Genomic DNA, 20,069 nt, shown 5'->3' with positions numbered 1-20,069 from the left:
GTTTCCTTTTACAAAAAAACGGACAGAAAGGATTCTGTCCATGACATTTCCACGGAGGAAAAAACTATGGTTATCAACCACAACATGTCAGCAATGTATTCTAGCCGCCAGCTCGGAGTCAACCACCTGAACCTTACGAAGGATCAGGAGAAGCTCTCGTCAGGAGAGAAAATCAACCGCGCTGGAGACGACGCTTCTGGACTCGCAGTCTCAGAGAAGATGCGCAGCCAGATTCGCGGCTTGAACAAGGCTTCACAGAACGCGCAGAACGGAATCAGCTTCATCCAGACGACAGAGGGCTACCTCCAGGAGACAACTGACATCGTTCAGAGAATCCGCGAGCTCGCTGTCCAGTCTTCGAACGGAATCTACTCCGACGAGGACAGGATGCAGATTCAGGTCGAGGTTTCTGCCCTTGTAGCAGAAGTTGACCGCATCGCTTCACAGGCGCAGTTCAACGGAATGAACATGCTGACAGGACGCTTTGCTCAGGCAGAAGGCGAGAACTCAGTGTCAGGTTCTATGTGGTTCCACATCGGTGCGAACATGGACCAGAGGGTTCAGGTTTTCATCGGTACAATGACCGCTGCTGCCCTCGGAATGAAAGACGTTGCCGGCGAGGAGATTCTCAGCCTCTCAACTCCGGAGACTGCGAACCGCGCAATCGGAACGCTCGACGAGAGCCTCAAGAAAATCAACAAGCAGCGCGCTGACCTCGGTGCATACCAGAACCGCCTCGAGTACACGGTTAAGGGTGTCGACATCGCGGCAGAGAACCTCCAGGCTTCAGAATCACGCATCCGCGACACCGATATGGCGAAGCAGGTTGTCGAGTTCACGAAGAACCAGGTTCTCACACAGGCTGGAACTGCCATGCTCGCGCAGGCTAACAACCAGTCTCAGACAGTTCTCTCATTGCTCAGGTAATCTGGCAGCGGGAGCAGCTTGAAATAAAGCCGATTGGATGAAATCCATCTGATCGGCTTTTTCTTGAGAAAATAAAAATCAGACTATACCTCCGCGGATTTGAACGCGGATTTGTTCTTTGAAATGTTTTTCATGATTGTATCGTGACGGCAGGAACGGTCGTTGTCAAAAACGAGAGCGACAGTTTCTGCCGCAAGGGGTCAAATCGCCGAACGGAAGGCGCAGAATCTGTTCGATGCCCGCACGGTCAGACGGTACGGCAAGATGCCGCACTCGTATTTCATGGAGGACAAAATTATGGTTATCAATCACAACATGAGCTCAATGTTCGCGAACAGAACTCTCGGCATCAGCAACGAGGCTCTTAAAGGCGACGTTGAGAAACTCAGTTCAGGTCAGCGCATCAACAAGGCTGGCGACGACGCTTCCGGGCTTGCAGTATCTGAGAAGATGCGCAGCCAGATTCGCGGACTCAATCAGGCGAACAGGAACATCCAGAACGGTGTCTCTTTCATCCAGACGACGGAAGGATACCTTCAGGAGACCCAGGACATTCTCCAGAGAGTCCGTGAGCTTGCGGTTCAGTCAGCCAACGGAATCTACTCTGACGAGGACCGAATGCAGATTCAGGTGGAGGTCTCTGCACTTGTTTCAGAAGTTGACCGGATAGCTTCACAGGCACAGTTCAACGGAATGAACATTTTGACAGGTTCCTTCGCAAAAGACTCTTCATCGGGACGCGTGATGCAGTTCCAGATTGGCGCCAACATGGACCAGAACGCTCGTGTATATATCGGCACGATGACGGCTCAGGCTCTTGGGCTCAAGGGTTCAGAAGGTACCGACGAGCAGATAACTTTGTCTACTCCCGAGTCTTCAAATATGGCAATAGGAACCGTGGACAACGCGCTCATGACTGTATCAAAGCAGCGCGCTGACCTCGGTGCATACCAGAACCGCTTCGAGCTTGCTTCCAACGGAGTCGCAATCGCGGCGGAGAACATCCAGGCAGCCGAATCGCGCATCCGCGATACGGATATGGCCTCACAGATGGTCGAATACACGAAAAACCAGATTCTTACACAGTCTGGTACGGCGATGCTCGCACAGGCCAACAGCCAGTCACAGAACGTGCTCGCATTGCTCAGGTAGTTCAGCAATTGCATAACTAAAAAAAATCGCGACCGAATGAGAGACAACTGGATGTCGTCTTTTTGAAGGAAGCGTAGAAGAAAGAGGTGCGCCCCTCTTTCTTCTTTTATTTTTTTTGTGGAGGTGAACCATGAATATCATAAATCCGAATTTCGCCGCTCACGGCCGAATCACAAAGCCGGCTTCAGGAAAACCACATGTCGTTCCCCTACCCAACCCCATGGCGAGCGCTGAGCAGGTCGTGCAGAAACTAAAAAAAAACATCGCCGAAACGAAAGAAAATATAAAGCAAATCCAAAAAGTTTCTGATATTATACTTGGAAGAAAAACGCAATTTTCTGTCGATCAGGAATCAGGAAAAGTCATCGTGGCTATTGTTGATCCTCAGACAAATCAAGTTATAAAGGAGATTCCCTCCGCCGAGGAATTGCGGATGAAAGCGAAACTCAGGAGCATCGCGGAAAATTCAGTCACCGGGACGATTGTGAACCTGAAGATATAAGCGGCGCATCTCGCATCATCCTGTCCTCCGCTGAGAAAAAGCTATATGGCTGACATTTCAGTTCCAGGATTCAGTGACAAATACAAGACGAAAGACTATATCGAAGCCCTGATGCAGAAGGAGCGCATTCCGCTCAACCGCGAGCAGGACAAGCTCGACGGCTACAAGGAGCAGCAGGGCGCGTGGCGGGAAATGAACCAGAAGATGACTTCGCTGCGCACAAGCTCAAAGACGCTATATTCTTTCGAGAATCCGTTCAACAACAAGCTCGCGACATCATCGGACGAGGCCGCGATAACCGCCGAGGCCGGCAGGGAAGCCGAGTACGACTCCATCAAGATAGACGTCCTCAAGGAGGCCACCGCCGACCGCTTTCTTTCCATGGAACTGGAAAAGACGTCCCAAGTCCCGAAGGGAAAATACACGTTCGAGGTCGCCGACAAGGCGATTTCATTCAACTGGAAAGGCGGGAAGCTCTCCGATTTCATAACGTCGCTAAACAAAAGAAGCGCGAACACGATAAAGGCATCGCTTATCGGAACGAGCGGGAACAAGCACGCGCTCCTCATCGAGTCGCTGAAGACGGGAAACGAGAACAACCTCATATTCAAGGACGACGCACTATCATACGCGCTCAAAAACAAAATAATAGAAAAAAGCCGCAAGGACATCCAGGAATTCGGGAACGACACCGAGTATTTCGAGAATCCTCAGATTGAGGAGGTGGTTCCGGAGAACGACCAGGAGGGAATGCCGAAGTTCAAGAAGAAGACCGTCGCGATAAACGAGGCGCTCGGAAAGGACGGGGAGCCCTCCCCCGCGGACAACAGGACGATAATTCCTCCGCGAAAAGGATTCACGGTTCCGGTCGACCCGAGCGTGTTCGACGTCGAGAGCAACAGGATTGACTTCTCGTTCAAGACGAACGAAGTCGAGGACATAACCGGGGAGCTGAACGACAAGCGCACCACGCGTCCGGAATTCAAGGAGGTCGGGACGGCAAGCTTCGCCGAAATCACCATAAAAAACGAACCGAGCGACACGCTCCTCCCCCCCGTTCCCGAGAAGATGCTCGAACCGGTATCGGACGCGGCGGACTTCTACGTGCACAATGCGGACGGAACGGAAACGAAGCTCGACACCGACAGCCCGTCAATCGCCGTCGACCCGATAACGAACGAGAAGACCATATCGATTGCCGTCCGCGATTTCCCCGACATGGACTCAATCGTCGTGAGGAACAGGAACACGGGCGCGGAAATATCGATGTCCTCGTATTCCGTCTACGACGAGAAGAAGAACCTCGACTACACGCCGATAAATCCCGTCAGCACCGCCGGGGACGCAACGATAAAATACAACGGAATCACGATAAGCCGTCCGACGAACAAAATCGACGACGTTATACCGCACGTGACGCTGAACGTGAAGCAGCCGACGGAGAAAACCGCGACGATAGACATCGCGCCGGACAAGGAATCGGCGAAGGACGCGCTCATCGACTTCGTGGGAAGCTACAACCAGGTAATCGCAGAGATGAACATCCTGAGCGAGAACAAGCCGGAAATCGTCTCGGAGCTCGACTATCTTTCAAGCGACGAGAAGGAGGCCGCCGAAAAGAAGCTCGGGATGTTCCAGGGAGATTTCTCGCTGACAAACGGAAAGGCAACGCTGCGCTCAATCGTCAACGCGAACTACCCGTGGGGCGACGACGCGACCATAACGATGCTGTCGCAAATCGGAATCTCAAGCCGCGCCTCGGGGAACGGCGGCGGGTACAACGCGGCGCAAATGCGCGGGTACCTCGAGATTGACGAGAAAAAGCTCGACTCGTCGATTGAGAACAACCTTGAGCAGATAAAGAACATATTCGGATACGACAAGGACGGAGACCTCATAATCGATTCCGGGATAGCGTTCAACATGGACAAGCAGCTTTCCTCATGGGTCCAGAGCGGCGGCATAATCGCGACGAAGAACAACGGACTCGAGCAACGGATAAAATCGTCGGAGACGGCGATAAAGAAACTCGAGGATCAGCTTGCGACGAAGGAATCCAAGCTACGGCAAAAATACGGGCAGATGGAAGGAACCTTGAACAGCCTCAACGCCCAATCAAACACGCTGAACAGTTTTACAAACACTAACAAAGATTGATAGAGGGAAAATCCGAAAAGCCCTTATGTTATAAGGGGTTTCGGTGCGATACCTGACAACAGATTCGCCATAAAAAGACTAAAAATAATTCAGGGGCAACGATTGGGGAAACAAAACCACCACGACACCCCTGATTCAGGGGCTTTTTTATGGCAAGACCGAAAAACCCGCGCCCGTATAGAATCATCCAAAAGGCGGGCAAAAAGAATTTATACATCCAATTCCGAAACGAAATCACGGGGAAATTCGACATTTCGAAAAGCGCGGGGACAACAGACCGCGCAATAGCTGAGCGCAAGGCAATTGAAATGCTTACGCGCAAGAATTCGGAAGAAACGACCGCCCCGAAAACGCTTGCAATCTTGGAAGCCATACGAAGCGCGGACGATTTGACGGCGAAAGATTGCGCGGCAATATGCGACGAACTGAAAAGGCGCGGGCTTTTGGCTTGTTACACGCCGAAAGAATCCCGCGCGGCTGTTTGCGCCTATGATTTTCTAGTAAACGCATGGTCTGATAAGGCGGGCGCGTTCCTGATGGACAGGCGCGGCGGCGGCGTGTACGAAACAACCCGCCGTCAAAACTTGGCATACGTCAAAAAATATTGGCGTGAATGGCTAGGCGAAAAAATGCTAGGCGAAATCACGCGCGCCGATTGGACGGAATTTCTATCTAAAATTTCGGGGCTAGATAAGGCAACGGGAACAAAACAGGCAATAAGGCTTGCGGCGGCTGAGGTTTTCCGATGGGCGTTCAAAGAAGGAATCACGGAATCGGATTTTTCCGCGAAGACGCTGAGAATCCCGAAAGACGACAAGCCGCGCGAAATCTTGCGCCCCGAAACGGTGCAAGCGCTGTTTACGTCCGAATGGGAAACGCCCGCGCACAAGCTCGGAAACCTTATCGCGTGCGTGACGGGAATGAGAATCGGCGAAATCCTTGCGCTCAGGGGGTGCGACATCGGGAACGGCGTTCTTTATGTCAGGCACTCATACAACCGAACGAACGGGCTGAAAACGACGAAGACGGGAAAAACGCGCGTCGTTTCGTTCCCCTTCCCCGCGCTTGCTCAGGCGATGATAGAGCATTGCAAGGAAAACCCGTTCTACACGGGCGCGGAATCGTTCGTGTTTTGGTCTATCCATCGGAACGGAAGCCCCGAAAGTCCCGCCAATTTCTTGCTTTCATTGCGGACACAACTAGAGCGAATCGGATTCGGCAAGGACGCGGCGGCGCGGTATACGTTCCACGCTTGGCGGCATTACTTCACGACATACATGAACGGGCGCGTCGATGTTTCGGTTCTTTCGCGGAATAACGGGCATAGCGTCGCGATGATAAACGACCGTTACGGGAATCATCAACGCGTGGACGACATGGCGAGACTTGCGGAAGCTCAGGCGGAACTTTTTGGCGGCTTCGTCGAGGGCGGGCGGGCTTCGCTTCCGTCGTCCCGCTGACGTTTTCGGCGGGGGTGTTGCACGGTATCCAAAAACGCGAAAAACGGGCTATAACGCGTTCGGGACGGATAACGACACGCGAAACGCGTTCCGAACGATTCTAGCCCCCTTCTCGACGGTCTGAGGGGTATTTTCTAGGGCTGTCTGAACGGGTGTTTTTCGGGGCAAATCCGACATTCGGAAAAATGCGCGTTTTCCAACTATGCTAGGCGGGCGGATAGTTTTTTTTGTATTTGCATTTTGTTATGCATTTTTTTTATTTTTTTTATAGACTGTCAAAGACATAACATTTATTTAAATGCCTTGACTTGACAATTTTTTTTCATTGGATTTACAATGAGATAATCAAATCTAGGGGGCTATGTTTTTTGTATCAATGCCCCCGTTTATAAAAGGGTCTTGAGGCAAAACTCATAGACCCTTTTTTTATTAGGGGGTGCGATTGAACGCAATCGAAACTCAGGGCGGGCGCGAATATCTGACGCGCTCAGAGGTTGCGGAATTGTTCGGCGTGAACGTTCGGACAATTATCAGGTCTGACATGCCGTTCGTCCGATTCGGGCGGGCGGTGCGGTATTCCCGCGCGGCTGTAAAGGCTTGGGCGGAAGGGGGCGGAATGAAAACGAAAGAAAACGCCCGTTGAAATAATTGGCGTTATCTCAACGGGCTAATATTGCCATAGAAGGGCAAAATTATTATCAATATAAAAAATAATACCCTTCTATTTAGGCAAAATCAACACATTAACACGAAAAAAAAGCTCAAAAAACCGTGTTTTCGGGAAACGCGGGGGTTTTCTGTCCCTAGCCCCGAAACGCGGGGGCTTTTTCACATTTTGCGCCGCACCATTTTGCGGCGGGGGATAATTATGATTTTGCAAAAAATTTGCGATGAAATCTCAAACCGAATTAAAAGGATTTCTTTCGGGGCTGTCTCGGTGACGGTCACAATCCACGGCGGGCGCGTTGTCGGTATTGAATATCAGACATCGGAAAAAGTGCGCATTACAACAAGCTCACAAGATGAAAAGAAGGGGGCGCGGAATGATTGAGTTTCCGATTCGCCCTTATTCATTTCAGGAATTCAGGCTTTATTCAATCACCCGCGCGTGTTTAGTGGGCGCGAAGGGTAACACGGTGCGCGGCTTTCCGTCAACGCTTTCTAAAGACAGTCGAGACAAAACAGTAAAAGCGGGAACGCCGTTCATAGAGTTCAGGGATTTGAGCAAAGGTTACCGCGAAGGAATCGACGAATCCGAGGGCGGCAAATATACGCACGCCATCGGCGGCGGGACATGCGGGCGCGTGAAGCTCGACGGCAAGAAAAGCAAGCCGAAATCGATGTTCTTCAAGTTCCGATTTTCGCCGCTGAATCCGAATAGGGCGTTTGCCGAATACATGCCGCGAACGAACGAAGAACGGAACGCGGGCATAAAAACGGCTGAGCGCGACGCGGTGCTTATCGAAGTCGCGGGCGAAATTATCCGCGTGTGGTTCTTTCGGGGGCTTGGCGCGTATTCCGCCGAATTGTTTTCGCAATGGGAAGCGGGGCGGCTGTGTACGGCTGTTTCCGACGGAACAATAGCCGTTTGACCCCGTTTCGGCTCGGGGGCGTTCGCGGGCGTTCATCATCGGAATTTCTGTAATATGCTTTCTAGGGGGTGCAAATTTTGACCCCCTGAGGATTTTTCGAGGGCGTGCGCGGACGTGGTTTCCGTCGGAATTTCTGTAATATGCTTTCTGAGGGGTGCAAATTTTGACCCCCTTTTTATACATAGCCCTTTTTTAACGTGTGAATAAACAAAAACATGATAGACAACATCGAGATTTATTTTGATGAAAACGCGCTCGGCGGATGGAAGCCAAACGCGAACATGAAGACAACGGCGCGGGGTGCGCGGTGGTTCGGAAGTATACGAAACATGAAATTTGAGCCGCGATTGCACGGCGGGGAAGTCGTCGAAATGCGCGTTTGCGGAAGCCTTGCGAAGTTCTACAGGGGCGAAAACTTTTCGGCGTTGACGTGTCCCGAAATAAGGGACGCGCTCGAAGTCCTTGCGGCTGTTTCGGGGCTTAACATCGGCGCGGGCGTTCTATGCTCAGTTGAAATCGGTTGCTCGATTCCGTTGCGGGGCGCGGTTTCTTCGTACCTCAGTTTGTTCGGCAACGCGGGCGGGCTTTATCGGCGTTCAAACATCTACAACCAAACGGGGACACTTGAAACAGTGCTTTATTTCTTGCGTTCGGGGCTGAATGACTTCAAGCTGTATGACAAGACGGCGGAAGCTAAGGCGGGCGGCGGCGACATCCCCGAGATTTGGCGCGGGGACGTTTTGCGGGCGGAATATAGGCTCAGGAAACGCGCGGCAATAAAGACGCGGTTTAAGCGGGATTTGTCACCGCTAGACCTTAACGACGCGGCTGTTTTCGGGGAACTTAAACGGCTTTTTTTTGAGTTTTACGCGAACATTCAGAAACGCGGGCGGCTGTCATATATCGACACCACGGAAGCGAAGACACCGAAAGACGTTGACACGCTAGCGTTTTCGTATTTCGTGCAAAATGCCCCCGATGATTTGGCGCGGGTCATCGAAGCCCTGAAAAGCAATTCCGACGAAAACACCGTGAAGCGGCTCAGGAAAAAAGTTCGGGATGTTTCGACGGGCGCGGCGTGTTCGATTGTGTCCGCCAATATTTCGGAATTGGACGCTTTCATAGCGCAAAAATGCGGAATGTGAAAAGAACGGGGACGGGAAACCGCCCCCTTTTCATTGTCTCGGGGCATTTCGAGGGGCAACAAAACGGGCGCGCCTTCGTTGTCACTGTCTGACATTTCGTGTCGTTTTCGGTCTTGAATTGTGCGTTTTCCTACTTTAGAATTGTCTTCAAAAGTCTTTTTATGTATCCCCAATCACTTTTACACGGACGTTTTACAAACCAGAACAAACAGTAGTATAATGGTTGTGTTCTGAATCGGCATATAACTGCGGAATCAGCGCGTCCGCTTCACAAAAAAAGCAGAAGGACGACATTTCAACGGCATCCTGAGCGGCAAAGCCTTGCGAGGGTTGCAAAAACCGGAGATTTTCCCCGGCACGACGTAGAGGTTTTCTATAATTATGGAAGTTTTCATCAATTCACAGAAGATAGATGTCACGCTCGAAAACGAGAAGACTGTAGGAGATGTTCTCAAGGCATTTGAGTCGGAATTCGAGGCAAACAACGCGACGACGACAGGAATAACCGTAAACGGAACGGAAGTTGTCCCTGACAATTTCGAAGAGTGCTTGGGAACGCCCATTTCGGACGGGACGAGAATCGAAATATCGATGATTATGCTGTCCGACGTGAAATCGGAATTCAAAAGGGAATTTTTCAGCTGCTCGGCGCTCGCGGAAAAGATAAAGGACATTTCCGTGAATTTCCAGAGCGGGAAGGACAAGGAGGCAAACGCCCTCATCGCGGAAGTCGCCTCTCTGATAGACGAATTCTGCAGGACGGCGCGGCTCGCGGCTTATTTCCCCGACGAATTCAGCAATTTCATCGCCGACGGAATCGAGACGGATGACGGGAACAAGACTGTCGGGGATTTCTTCCAGGATTTCATGCCGATACTCAGCGACTTCGAGCAGGCTGTCGAGTCAGGCGACACGGTTCTCATCGGGGATCTCGCGGAATACGAGATAAGCCCGCGGCTTTCGGCAATAGCGAAAACCCTCAATACGCTCGGAAACTAATCCGACACATTAGACAGGAGAATTTATGGGTTCATTTTTCGGGTCAAATTCCGGTTCAACGATTCAGGCAAGAGGAGAGGTCAACGTACTCGGATACGCAATCCTCATCGTCGTCATAGTGCTCGTGCTGGCGGCGATTTTCTTCATATCGAAATACATTCTCTCGTACAAGAATTCGCCGCAATATGTCGAGCGGCAGAAAAGACGTCCGACGTCGGTCTCCGACATAAACCAGATTGCGAAGGAGGCCCAGCTTTCGAAAGAGGAAAAGAACATCCTCATGGAAATAACGAAAGTGAAGCGCACGCCGAACATACTCTACCTTGTCCAAGATCATGATGAGCTTGAGTCGCTCATGAAGGAACAGTTCAAAAAACTGGACGTCATCGGCGACGAGGAGAAAAAAGTCAGCCTGTTCACGTTGCGGAAGAAGCTCGTAAAGACATACAAGAAGACCATCATCCTGAAAAACACGAAAAGCGTCGAGACGGGCACGACGCTGACGTTCACGCTCACGAAGGGATTCCACCACAAGCTGGAGATACTCGAGAACACGCCGGACGGGATGATACTTTCCGTTCCGCAGAGCATGGAGCAGATGAAAGAGCTTCCGGCGGAGCTGTCGAAGATTCAGCTCATTTTCGAGACGAAGGACGGGTTCCCGTACAAAATCGAGGCGCGCGTCGTACGGTATATAGACGGGAACGACGGAAGCAAACGCCTCATCACGGCGCATACCGACAAAATCACCCCGTTGCAGATGAGGCAGTCGGAGCGCGTCGAGCTTCAGCTTCCGTGCAGTTTCTCTTCGGTCAAGACGAGCGAGAAAAAGAAGGGCGAGATATCGTACGAGCGCGCGGAAAAGACGCACGAGGGCACGCTCGAGGACGTTTCGATTGGAGGTTGCAGGCTAATAACGACATTGCCGATAAAGCCGGATCAGTTCATATACATCGAGGGGCAATTCAACAGAAAAGTGACGGATTCCGCGATAGGATCCATTGTACGGACGACAAAAAGAATCGACGGAATGTTCATTCTCCACGTCAGATTCTTGAAAATCGAAAATGCCGCCACGAACAGAATCCAGGCGCTCGCGATCGGCTATGACGACTAGTATACAGGAGATTCTATGAAAGTTTTGGGATTGGATCAGATTCGGACTGATGACAATTACATTTATTACAGAAGAAATTACACGGCGCAGGCAAAACTGGAACTGCTGTCAAAGACTCTCAGCGCGAACATCTCATTCACCATCGAAATGGGGCCGTTCGGCGACAAAATAATATACGTCGATTTGGCTCCGGGAACGGACATAGACTATCCTCTGATTCCGGTAAAATCCGCGCTGAAAACGTACATTCTCTCGCTCGACAACGAAGGCAAGCTGCCATGCGCCTGACATTCACCACTAACAGCGCCGAGGAGACAATCGCGCTCGGAAGAAAAATCGGCGGGGCGCTCACAGGCGGAGAAATCATAGCGATGCAGGGAACGCTCGCGGCGGGAAAAACGACCATGACGAAGGGAATCGCGGAGTCGCTCGGCGTTGCCGACACGATAACAAGCCCGACATTCTGCCTCATTTCAGAATACGAAGGTCGCCTCCCCCTCTACCACATGGACGTATACAGGCTCGACGGCGGAGAAGATTTCATAAACCTCGGCGTCGAGGACATGATGTACGGAAACGGAGTCTCGATAATCGAATGGAGCGAGAAAGTGATGGACGAGCTTCCCCGCGAGACGATAATAATCAGAATCGAGCCGAAGGAAGGCTCGACCGAAAGAACGATAACAATCGAAAACTGGCCACACGGCAGCATCTAAAGGAAAAACAAAAATGAAATCATTGGCAATAGATTCGGCGTCGCCCTGCATGGTGATCGCCGCAAAAAACGGAAACGAGAAGGCGACGCTCTCGCTTGACATAGGGATGAAGCAGTCGCAGAGGATTCTTCCGGCAATAGACGATATCCTTGCGCAGGTCGGGCTGAAACCGGCCGACCTCGATTACATGGCGCTGTGCGAGGGACCGGGAACGTTCACGGGGCTGCGCCTCGCGTTCTCCGCGCTGAAGGCAATAGAGCTTTCGTGCGGAAAGCCGATATACGGAATTCCGAGCCTTGAAGCGTACGCGTTTCCGTTCAGGGATTTCGGCGGGACGGTCGTCTCGGTCATCGACGCAAAAAAAGACCAGTTCTTCGCGGCAGCATACGAGAACGGAACCTGCGTTCTTGAGGCGGAAGACACAACCGCGGAAAAAATAGCCGCATTTTTGGGCAGGCGCGGGACAAAATCGCTCGTCGTCGGCCCTGACGCCGCGCTTTTTTCTGAAAAAATAAGGGAAGCCGACGGAGCGCTCGACATCATATCGTTCTCATCGCAGCCGAACCCGACCGACGCGCTTTTCACAATTGCGGAAAACCTCATCGAACAAAAAAAAGAACCGCTCAAAGATTATGACGGTCCCGTTTACTTGAGGAAAAGCGAAGCCGAACTTGCGCTGGACGCAAAATAGGCTCCGCATCGCATCATTTTTTCTTGCCGAAGAGTTTTGACAGAACATCGAGCGCCGGGGCAGCAGCTGCGGCCTCCATATTCTGCCTCTGGATATCATCAAATACTTCCTGCCGGAAGACCTTGACGTTCTTGGGGGCTTCCACGCCGATTTTCACCTGATCGCCGGAGATTCCGATAAGCGTTATCGTTATGTCGGTACCGATTTTTATTTTCTCATCGACTTTTCTTGAAAGAATTAGCATTCACATCTCCCCCAAGCTCATCTTTTTGAGCTTGACCTGAGCGCCTCTACGATATTGTGCTTCGTAGTCCATTTTGAATCCGAAAGGATAGCCTGCATGGCGTTGTTGTTACGCCTGTTAATGACGACAGGTCCCTGAAGGTTTGCCGTCACGGGGCCTCCGTCAGCGGGAACAGTCACGATAGAATACACGACGACATCGGCGGGCGAATCGACGCCAATCTCAAGGAGCGTCTTGTCGTCGACGTCAATCTCATACCCGTCAGTCACCGTGAACGGGTCGATGAGGAGGAACGCGAGGTTCCTGTCATTAAGCGACTGCATCCATATGAAAGGGCGATACTCAGCCTCGATAAGGGCAAAATCATGGTAATTCTCGAACCCGAAAAGCCCCACCGGAAATTTTATCACCTTGTCCATATCGACAGAAACCGTTCCCATTGTCTTTGTTTTCACTTCAATTTTGTTCATTTCCATTTTTCAATACCCCTCCATCAATTTTCTGTCATCTCATGTAATTAAGAAGCGAAGACGAATAAATCTTGCTCGCAGAATGGAGCGTAGCCTGCTGAACGTGCTCCAGCGCCTTCTCGTCCGTAATCGCCTTCGTTATGTCCAAATCGCCCTCACGGGAAATCTGCTCCGTCACATTGAGAGCGACAGAGGAATTCCTCAATATGTCCTTCTCCAGCCTCTCGTATTCGGAACCGCTTTTCGCGAGACGGTTCACGAGGTTGTTGATTCCGCTGTCAATTCCCATCAACGCGCTTCCGCCGACCGTCTCCGAGTCGCCGGCAAAAAGGGCATCGCGCAGCGTTATCACGGCATCGAAAAGCGAACCGCCCGAAAGCCGCACGCTGTCGCCGATATTGTACGGGGGTTTCTGGCTCGAATCCTTTATGATGCCAAGTTCATTGAGCGTCGAGCCGCTCAAATCCTCAAGCCAGAGCTGATGCGCATCCGTCGTCGCAAGGTTCAGGCCGTGCGAAACGGGATCGACGGACGCTTTCACGGCGATTCCGCTCGCGTTTATCTTGGAGACGAGGACAAAAACATTGTCCCCCTCGTCGATGTAGATGTTCTGCCCGTCAATCGCGACGACGGAATCCTCCTGCGCCTGCCAGTCGGAAGCGTCGCGCCCGCCAAACAGGCGCTGGTTTTCCGCCCAAAAAGTATGGTTTCCGGCATTGTCAACCGCGATGAATTTGTTCTCGTCCACTTCGATAAGATTCTTGTCGATTGAGCCGTTGTAGCGGACGTTGGCGATAACAGGATAAATAGAGCCCTTCACCGCCCCCATCTCCGCGTCAAATGCCTGGATGTTCGTGCTTGTTCCGGAAAAAATCGAAGTGCCGTCAGGCCCGACCGCGTTCGCGTTCTGCAGAAGCTCGCCGAGAAGCTCGTTGACCTCGACGGCGATGTTCCGCATATCTTCGGCAGTGTTTATCCCGTTCGCGCCCTGCACGGCAAGCTCGCGCACGCGCTGCATAACCTCAAGGGAATTCTTCATATATCCCTCGCGATATTCGAATTTATCGCTGAGGGTCTGCGCATTCTTCTCGAAATTATTTACGCGCGAAAGATACGACTGATATTTGACAAGATGCCCAGCAGCGAGAGGATCATCGCGAAGGTTGGATATCTTCGACTGGGTTCCAATCTGATTATCAATCTTTGCCTTCTGTATTTCCTGACGCCTCAGATTGTTCTGTGTCTGCCTGTTGTTGTACTGACTGCTGATTCTTGTCGGCATTCGCTATATCTCCTGAAAATCAAACTCCGAGCCTGTTTATGACAGTATCAAGAAGACTGTCCATGACGGATACGAATTTCGCGGCGGCGTTGTAACCGTGCTGGAATTTTATGATATCCGCAAGCTCCTCGTCGATATTAACACCGCTGATGGAATCTCTCAATCCTCTCAAATCGTTCATTACCGCGTTCTGGCTCAGGTAATTCGTCTCCGCCTGCTCGCCCTTGAGACCGACATTCGTCACGGAATTCGCGAAATAATCGTCGAACGTCCTGTCCTTCCCAATCATGACGTACGTGTTGCGGATTGACGCAATCTCAACCGCAGCGCGACCGTCGCCGGAAAGCGCGCGCCCGCGCACGGGATAAGCCGCCGCCACGCTCAGGACATCGGTCTTTATCTCCTGGTTCACGGATATATACGCCGCGGGGTTCTGGACGGGGGAAACGGCAAACTGCGCGTCCTGCCTGAGCGACGAGACAGCATCCGCACGGGCAAAATCATACGCGCCCTCCGGACCTGTCATAGAAAGAATTCCCGAATATCCTGTGAGGAACAGCCCGGAATCCTCGATGTGGCGGATTACGAAGTCTGGATTCTCCGCATTCGCCGCCGTCGTCGCCTTCAAAACGAGCCTTGAATTCCGGTCGAGGTACGCCTTCACCTCGCCGTCCGAATCGTTGATTCTGGCAATGACTTCCTCAATCGTGTCCGTCGCGTGGTACGGAACCGTAACATTCCCGTTCTTGCCGGAAAGAACCATCTCGCCGTCAAGCCCGACTTTCTCCTGCGGGTTCAGCCTGTTCGTACCGGTGAACCTGAAAACATACGACGAATCGTTGGTACCGTCGCCGTTCCTGTCGTAATTTCCGCTCGCATCAGTCACGAAAGGCTGCTGCGAGAAGAAATCGATTCCCGTGACGTTGTTCGCGCCGACAGCATTCCTGTGAACATCGTTGACGAGGTCGGCGAAATTCATCGTCATGGTGTTGAGCGACTGAATCTCGTTCCTGATATCGACGTCGCGGAGCTCGATAAGGGCGCCGAGAGAGCCACCGGAAATATGCGCGTCAGCACCGGTGTCGTTCCAGACGACCTTGCTGTATCCGCTGTTGTCCGTAACGGGCTCCACGTCGAACCCTCGCGCCAGATGCCCTTGGACGAGGATATGCCCGTCAAGGTGAACCATAAATTCGTCCGAATCACGGTTGTCCGAAGTTATGTTCGCAAGCTTCGACAGCTTCTCGACAAGCACGTCGCGCCTGTCCATCAAATCGTTGGGATTGTCGCCGACCGCCTTCGATTTGACAATCTCGGAATTTATGCTGGCAATCTGCTTGGCGATGTCGTTGACCTGCCTAACGGAACCTTCAATATCGCCGTTAATGAGGGAGCCGACACCGGAAAGGCTCTTGAAGCGCTGCTGTATCGATTCCGCAAGGGACTCTCCCCTCGTCACGATTGCCTGGCGCGCCGCCTGGCTTTCCGGATACATCGAAAGTTCCTGCCAGCCCTGCCAGTATTTATCCATGTTCCCGCGCACGGAAATCTCGTCCGGCTCGTTGTAGATATCCTCTATCATGGAATAATATTTCTCGCGGGTTTCCCAGTACGACTCCTGATTTCCCTGCGCCACGATGCGCTGGTCAAGCAGCTCGTCGCGCAGGCGGGTGATGCTCTCGATGCACGAGCCCTGCCCGAGCTGCCCCGGAGTCTCCGCCCTGGAAAGGTCCGCCCTGTAAAGCGGATCCATCGTCTTTATCTGGACGCGCTGACGGGAATATCCCTCTGTGTCCGCGTTGGAAATATTGTGGCCCGCAGTAGAAATCTGCTGCGTGTGCGCCATCAAACTTCTCTTTCCGATTTCGATTCCAGCGAACGTACTTGCCATTTATTATTCCTCCATTTTTTTCTATGAACGCGCCCGCATGTCACAGGCTGATATCGAGCGAAACACCGCTAATCTCCGGACGGACGATTTTTCCCGTCTTCGAGTAGAGAACGTTCCTCCGCTGCGGCACGACAGAATCGAACACACCCTGAAGAAACTTGCGCGTCGTCGTTATGTATTCGTTCAGCGCATGGTTCTCTATTTTCGATTTCTGGAGTTTTCCCCGAACCTGCGTCAGCACCGGCGAAAGCTCCTCGTCCGAGCGCATGTCGATAAGCTCGCAGAGCGTCTCGCGCTCCTCCTCAAGCTCGGAAAAACTGTCGCTGAGATTCTGAAGGCTCTCAAGCTTCTCGTTCAGCGAATCCCAATTCTTCTGCCTGACAAAATCGTGGAGCTCCGCCTGCGTCCTGAGAATCTCGTCGAGAAGGTCGTTCTCGCGCTGCATCACATCGACGAGGCATTTCTTGCTCTCTATCAAATCCGGGGACACGCCCATCTTCTCGAGAAAATTCCCGACGGATTCCGGGTCGAGCGGATTGAACGCCGCCCCCGCCTCCTCTATCGCGCGGTTCTCGTCCTCAACGGGGGGAACGTCGCCCGAATCATCCCCGCCCGACGGAATTTCCTCCGGATTTTTCTCGGCGAAAGCCGCATCGACTTCCTGAACGGGAACGACAGCGGCGCTGTTTTCCGGAACGGCAGGAGAAGGCTCGTCCTCCTCATGAACGGAAGCGCATTCATCTTCCGAACGGGCGTCGTCGACAAAAACATCAGCGGCGGAAGCTTTTTCCCGAGACGTCTCGTCGACGCCGCGAGCGTTTTCGGCAGCAGAATCGTCAGCCATGACGCCAAATCCGTCATCCTCATCCATCTGCGCTACGACTTCATCAAAAGAAAAATCAACAATATCGTCTGCCATCGAAAACCCTCGGAAAACAGTTCCTCTTTATGATTTTCGGCGTCTGAAAGATAAAACTTAACGGCAACGACGGCATAAAAAAAAGCGCGCCGCCGGAAGAGAGGCACGGAGAGCACCTCAGACGGCAGCACGCTTTTATGCGTCCGGGAAGGATTCAGTTATGAGAACGAAAGCGATTTCCCGTCGGGCGCGACATCGACAGTGACGGAACCGCCGTCGCCGAACACACCTTCGAGGATTTTCTTCGCCAACGGATTCTCGACGAATTCCTGCACGGCACGCTTGACGGGACGGGCACCGAACGCGGGGTCGTACCCTTTATCGGAAAGAAAGTCGATTGCGCCGTCCGTGAACGAAAGCCCGATTCTTCTTGCGGAAAGCCTGTCCTTGACGCGGGAAAGCTGGTTCCTGACGATTCCGGCGATGCATTCTTTGGCAAGGCGGCTGAACATCACGATTTCGTCGATTCTGTTCAGGAATTCGGGACGGAACTTCGACTTCAGGAGGGCATCAACCTGAACCTTCGCCTCAGCCATCTTCTCGTCGCTGTCGGCGTCAAGAATCAGCTCGCTTCCGAGGTTGCTCGTCATGATGATTATCGTGTTCTTGAAATCGACAACGCGCCCCTGCCCGTCCGTAAGCCTTCCGTCATCGAGAACCTGAAGGAGTATGTTGAAAACGTCGGGATGCGCTTTCTCCACCTCGTCAAAAAGGACGACGCTGTACGGACGGCGCCTGACAGCCTCGGTGAGCTGCCCGCCCTCGTCATAGCCGACATATCCCGGAGGCGCACCGATAAGGCGCGACACGCTGAATTTTTCCATATATTCGCTCATGTCGATTCGAGTCAGCGCGCGCTCGTCGTTGAAAAGAAAGTCCGCGAGCGTTTTTGCCAGCTCCGTCTTTCCGACACCCGTCGGGCCGATGAACAGGAAACTGCCGAGCGGCCGGTTCGGGTCGTTCAGGCCGGCGCGGTTCCGCCGTATTGCGTCGGAGACGACGCGCACCGCCTCGTCCTGCCCGATTACGCGCTCGTGCAGGACGCTCTCAAGCCTGACGAATTTCTGCTTCTCGCCCGCCATCATCTTCGCGACAGGAATTCCCGTCCACACGGATACGACGCGCGCGATGTCCTCCTCAAGAACCTCCTGGCGGAGAAGCGAATCGTCCTCGCCCGACGAGCGGTCAGCATCGGCCTTCATGCTCTCGGCGAGCTGCTTCTCAAGCGAGGGAATCACGGAATACTTTATCTCGGCAGCCTTCTCGAGGTTCCCCTCGCGCGAGAATTTCTCCTCGTCAAACCGAGCCGCCTCAAGGGATTCCTTGAGCTTTCTCGTCCGGTCTATCTCGGATTTCTCGTTCTGCCATTTCAGCTTCATCGCATCGCGCTCGGCCGTTATCCCAGACAAATCCTTGTCGAGCTTCCGCAGGCGCTCAGCGGACGCCTCGTCAGTTTCCTTCGAAAGCGACTGCCGCTCAATCTGGAGCTGGAGAATCTTCCGGTCGAGCTGGTCGAGCGCAATCGGCTCGCTCTCGATTTCCATCTTGAGACGGCTCGCCGCCTCATCGACGAGGTCAATCGCCTTGTCGGGCAGGAAGCGGCTCGTAATATAGCGGTCGCTGAGCGTGGCGGCAGCCACAAGCGCCTCGTCGTTTATTTTCACGCCGTGGTGTATCTCGTATTTGTCGCGCAGCCCGCGGAGTATGGCAATCGTGTCCTCGACCGTCGGCTCCGCGCAGAAAACCTGCTGGAACCGGCGCTCAAGCGCGCTGTCCTTCTCGATGTATTTTCTGTACTCGTTCAGCGTCGTCGCGCCGATTGCCCGAAGCTCGCCGCGCGCAAGGGCAGGTTTGAGGAGGTTCGACGCGTCCATCGAGCCTTCCGACGCGCCCGCACCGACAATCGTGTGAAGCTCGTCGATGAAGAGGATTATGCGCCCCTCGCTTTTCGCGACCTCGGTTATGACAGCCTTGAGCCGCTCCTCGAATTCGCCGCGGAATTTCGCGCCCGCGACAAGGCTTCCCATATCGAGGGAAAGCAGCCGCTTGTCCTTGAGCGACTCCGGGACATCACCCGACGCGATTCGCCTTGCAAGCCCCTCGACGATTGCCGTCTTTCCGACGCCCGGCTCGCCGATGAGGACGGGATTGTTCTTCGTCCTCCTGACGAGCACCTGCATCACGCGCCTGATTTCCTCGTCGCGCCCGATTACCGGGTCAATCTTGTCCTGCCGCGCGCGTGCCGTGAGGTCGGTGCAATATTTTTCGAGCGACTGCATTTTTGCCTCAGGGTCCTGCGAATCGACGCGCTGGTTTCCGCGCAGCGACTTCAGCGCCTCGAGGAGAGTCCGCCTGTCGACGCCTGATTTTCTGAGCATCCCGCCGACTTTCGTGTCCGAATCGGCCATCGCGAGGAGAAAATGCTCGACGGAAAGGAACGAATCCCCGAGCGCGCCCATCTCCTTCTCCGATTTCGCGAGAACGCGCTGCGCTTCCTGGTTGAGTCCCAGCTGGATATTTCCGGAAACCTTCGGGTAAGAGCCGAGCATGTCCCGTGCGGAAGATAGTATCGCCCCCGCATCCGCTCCGACGCGCTCGACAAGGGGACGTGTCATACCGTCCTTCTGCTCGACGAGCGCCACGAGCATGTGCTCAAGCCCGATTTCGCCGTTGTCGTTCTGCTGTGCGATTGCGGACGCAGACTGGAGCGCGTCCTGCATTTTTATCGTAAACTGTTCGTAGTTCATTGTACGCCTCCGTTTCTTTTTTCATGAGCAAAGATAATCACGGATTCTGAAATCGGCA

At 53.1% G+C, this 20,069-nt stretch carries 20 protein-coding genes; 14 read left to right on the top strand and 6 right to left on the bottom strand.

Features of this window, described 5'->3' with window-relative positions:
- Positions 1-66: 66 nt before the first annotated feature.
- The 14 genes from TRESADRAFT_RS12805 to tsaB all read left to right on the top strand — a co-directional run bounded on the left by TRESADRAFT_RS12805 (position 67) and on the right by tsaB (position 12,458).
- Positions 67-927: a flagellin N-terminal helical domain-containing protein gene (locus tag TRESADRAFT_RS12805; protein ID WP_002706239.1), complete on the top strand. Its 861-nt coding sequence runs from the start codon at positions 67-69 to the stop codon at positions 925-927.
- 297 nt (positions 928-1,224) lie between these two features.
- Complete coding sequence (locus TRESADRAFT_RS12800; RefSeq protein ID WP_002706238.1) at positions 1,225-2,079, top strand: flagellin N-terminal helical domain-containing protein; 855 nt, start codon at positions 1,225-1,227, stop codon at positions 2,077-2,079.
- Positions 2,080-2,209: 130 nt separating this feature from the next.
- Positions 2,210-2,581, top strand: coding sequence for a flagellar protein FlaG (locus TRESADRAFT_RS12795; protein WP_002706237.1), 372 nt, complete (start codon positions 2,210-2,212; stop codon positions 2,579-2,581).
- 45 nt (positions 2,582-2,626) lie between these two features.
- A complete protein-coding gene (fliD, locus tag TRESADRAFT_RS12790; RefSeq protein ID WP_002706236.1) occupies positions 2,627-4,738 on the top strand; it encodes a flagellar filament capping protein FliD in 2,112 nt (703 codons plus the stop codon).
- 149 nt (positions 4,739-4,887) lie between these two features.
- Positions 4,888-6,198, top strand: a complete 1,311-nt coding sequence (locus tag TRESADRAFT_RS12785; protein WP_002706235.1) for a tyrosine-type recombinase/integrase — start codon at positions 4,888-4,890, stop codon at positions 6,196-6,198.
- A 442-nt stretch (positions 6,199-6,640) separates the two neighbouring features.
- A complete protein-coding gene (locus TRESADRAFT_RS12780) occupies positions 6,641-6,841 on the top strand; it encodes a helix-turn-helix domain-containing protein (RefSeq protein ID WP_040843135.1) in 201 nt (66 codons plus the stop codon).
- 225 nt (positions 6,842-7,066) lie between these two features.
- Positions 7,067-7,249, top strand: a complete 183-nt coding sequence (locus tag TRESADRAFT_RS15765) for a DUF2292 domain-containing protein (protein ID WP_081478573.1) — start codon at positions 7,067-7,069, stop codon at positions 7,247-7,249.
- Positions 7,242-7,790 carry a hypothetical protein gene (locus TRESADRAFT_RS12775; protein WP_002706233.1) on the top strand — a complete coding sequence of 183 codons (549 nt, stop codon included), beginning with the start codon at positions 7,242-7,244 and terminating at the stop codon, positions 7,788-7,790. Before TRESADRAFT_RS15765 ends, TRESADRAFT_RS12775 begins: the two co-directional genes overlap by 8 nt.
- 215 nt (positions 7,791-8,005) lie before the next feature.
- Positions 8,006-8,935 carry a hypothetical protein gene (locus TRESADRAFT_RS12770; protein WP_002706231.1) on the top strand — a complete coding sequence of 310 codons (930 nt, stop codon included), beginning with the start codon at positions 8,006-8,008 and terminating at the stop codon, positions 8,933-8,935.
- Between the two features lie 381 nt (positions 8,936-9,316).
- Positions 9,317-9,934 carry a hypothetical protein gene (locus TRESADRAFT_RS12765; protein ID WP_002706230.1) on the top strand — a complete coding sequence of 206 codons (618 nt, stop codon included), beginning with the start codon at positions 9,317-9,319 and terminating at the stop codon, positions 9,932-9,934.
- A gap of 25 nt (positions 9,935-9,959) precedes the next feature.
- Positions 9,960-11,051, top strand: coding sequence for a PilZ domain-containing protein (locus tag TRESADRAFT_RS12760; RefSeq protein ID WP_002706229.1), 1,092 nt, complete (start codon positions 9,960-9,962; stop codon positions 11,049-11,051).
- 15 nt (positions 11,052-11,066) lie between these two features.
- A complete protein-coding gene (locus tag TRESADRAFT_RS12755; RefSeq protein ID WP_002706228.1) occupies positions 11,067-11,339 on the top strand; it encodes a hypothetical protein in 273 nt (90 codons plus the stop codon).
- Entirely contained in the window at positions 11,336-11,767 is a 432-nt protein-coding gene (gene tsaE / locus TRESADRAFT_RS12750; RefSeq protein ID WP_040843228.1) for a tRNA (adenosine(37)-N6)-threonylcarbamoyltransferase complex ATPase subunit type 1 TsaE, read from the top strand. The genes TRESADRAFT_RS12755 and tsaE overlap by 4 nt, the downstream gene beginning before the upstream one ends.
- A gap of 13 nt (positions 11,768-11,780) precedes the next feature.
- Entirely contained in the window at positions 11,781-12,458 is a 678-nt protein-coding gene (gene tsaB / locus TRESADRAFT_RS12745) for a tRNA (adenosine(37)-N6)-threonylcarbamoyltransferase complex dimerization subunit type 1 TsaB (protein WP_002706226.1), read from the top strand.
- A 13-nt stretch (positions 12,459-12,471) separates the two neighbouring features.
- On the opposite strand, the gene csrA is transcribed toward tsaB, so the two are convergent.
- From csrA to clpB, 6 genes are all read right to left on the bottom strand, one after another.
- Entirely contained in the window at positions 12,472-12,702 is a 231-nt protein-coding gene (gene csrA, locus TRESADRAFT_RS12740; protein WP_002706225.1) for a carbon storage regulator CsrA, read from the bottom strand.
- A gap of 17 nt (positions 12,703-12,719) precedes the next feature.
- Positions 12,720-13,163, bottom strand: coding sequence for a flagellar assembly protein FliW (gene fliW / locus TRESADRAFT_RS12735; protein ID WP_040843226.1), 444 nt, complete (start codon positions 13,161-13,163; stop codon positions 12,720-12,722).
- A gap of 43 nt (positions 13,164-13,206) precedes the next feature.
- Positions 13,207-14,454 carry a flagellar hook-associated protein 3 gene (locus tag TRESADRAFT_RS12730; RefSeq protein ID WP_002706222.1) on the bottom strand — a complete coding sequence of 416 codons (1,248 nt, stop codon included), beginning with the start codon at positions 14,452-14,454 and terminating at the stop codon, positions 13,207-13,209.
- A 19-nt stretch (positions 14,455-14,473) separates the two neighbouring features.
- Positions 14,474-16,345, bottom strand: a complete 1,872-nt coding sequence (gene flgK, locus TRESADRAFT_RS12725) for a flagellar hook-associated protein FlgK (protein ID WP_002706220.1) — start codon at positions 16,343-16,345, stop codon at positions 14,474-14,476.
- 40 nt (positions 16,346-16,385) lie between these two features.
- Entirely contained in the window at positions 16,386-17,264 is an 879-nt protein-coding gene (locus tag TRESADRAFT_RS12720; protein WP_002706218.1) for a flagellar protein FlgN, read from the bottom strand.
- 158 nt (positions 17,265-17,422) lie between these two features.
- On the bottom strand, positions 17,423-20,011 hold the full coding sequence (clpB, locus tag TRESADRAFT_RS12715; protein WP_002706217.1) for an ATP-dependent chaperone ClpB: 2,589 nt from the start codon (positions 20,009-20,011) through the stop codon (positions 17,423-17,425).
- Positions 20,012-20,069: the final 58 nt, after the last annotated feature.

The sequence above is a fragment of the Treponema saccharophilum DSM 2985 genome, from assembly GCF_000255555.1.
Classification (GTDB): Bacteria; Spirochaetota; Spirochaetia; order Treponematales; family Treponemataceae; genus Treponema_D; species Treponema_D saccharophilum.
The sequence above is the reverse complement of the archived record's forward strand: the minus strand, read 5'-3'. Positions and strand labels throughout refer to the sequence as shown.

What these genes read in the sequence shown, in the direction of transcription:
- TRESADRAFT_RS12805 (WP_002706239.1), top strand. Translation starts at nt 67, where the DNA reads ATGGTTATCAACCACAACATGTCAGCAATGTATTCTAGCCGCCAGCTC.
- TRESADRAFT_RS12800 (WP_002706238.1), top strand. Translation starts at nt 1,225, where the DNA reads ATGGTTATCAATCACAACATGAGCTCAATGTTCGCGAACAGAACTCTC.
- TRESADRAFT_RS12795 (WP_002706237.1), top strand. Translation starts at nt 2,210, where the DNA reads ATGAATATCATAAATCCGAATTTCGCCGCTCACGGCCGAATCACAAAG.
- fliD (WP_002706236.1), top strand. Translation starts at nt 2,627, where the DNA reads ATGGCTGACATTTCAGTTCCAGGATTCAGTGACAAATACAAGACGAAA.
- TRESADRAFT_RS12785 (WP_002706235.1), top strand. Translation starts at nt 4,888, where the DNA reads ATGGCAAGACCGAAAAACCCGCGCCCGTATAGAATCATCCAAAAGGCG.
- TRESADRAFT_RS15765 (WP_081478573.1), top strand. Translation starts at nt 7,067, where the DNA reads ATGATTTTGCAAAAAATTTGCGATGAAATCTCAAACCGAATTAAAAGG.
- TRESADRAFT_RS12775 (WP_002706233.1), top strand. Translation starts at nt 7,242, where the DNA reads ATGATTGAGTTTCCGATTCGCCCTTATTCATTTCAGGAATTCAGGCTT.
- TRESADRAFT_RS12770 (WP_002706231.1), top strand. Translation starts at nt 8,006, where the DNA reads ATGATAGACAACATCGAGATTTATTTTGATGAAAACGCGCTCGGCGGA.
- TRESADRAFT_RS12765 (WP_002706230.1), top strand. Translation starts at nt 9,317, where the DNA reads ATGGAAGTTTTCATCAATTCACAGAAGATAGATGTCACGCTCGAAAAC.
- TRESADRAFT_RS12760 (WP_002706229.1), top strand. Translation starts at nt 9,960, where the DNA reads ATGGGTTCATTTTTCGGGTCAAATTCCGGTTCAACGATTCAGGCAAGA.
- TRESADRAFT_RS12755 (WP_002706228.1), top strand. Translation starts at nt 11,067, where the DNA reads ATGAAAGTTTTGGGATTGGATCAGATTCGGACTGATGACAATTACATT.
- tsaB (WP_002706226.1), top strand. Translation starts at nt 11,781, where the DNA reads ATGAAATCATTGGCAATAGATTCGGCGTCGCCCTGCATGGTGATCGCC.
- csrA (WP_002706225.1), bottom strand. Translation starts at nt 12,702, where the DNA reads ATGCTAATTCTTTCAAGAAAAGTCGATGAGAAAATAAAAATCGGTACC.
- TRESADRAFT_RS12730 (WP_002706222.1), bottom strand. Translation starts at nt 14,454, where the DNA reads ATGCCGACAAGAATCAGCAGTCAGTACAACAACAGGCAGACACAGAAC.
- flgK (WP_002706220.1), bottom strand. Translation starts at nt 16,345, where the DNA reads ATGGCAAGTACGTTCGCTGGAATCGAAATCGGAAAGAGAAGTTTGATG.
- TRESADRAFT_RS12720 (WP_002706218.1), bottom strand. Translation starts at nt 17,264, where the DNA reads ATGGCAGACGATATTGTTGATTTTTCTTTTGATGAAGTCGTAGCGCAG.
- clpB (WP_002706217.1), bottom strand. Translation starts at nt 20,011, where the DNA reads ATGAACTACGAACAGTTTACGATAAAAATGCAGGACGCGCTCCAGTCT.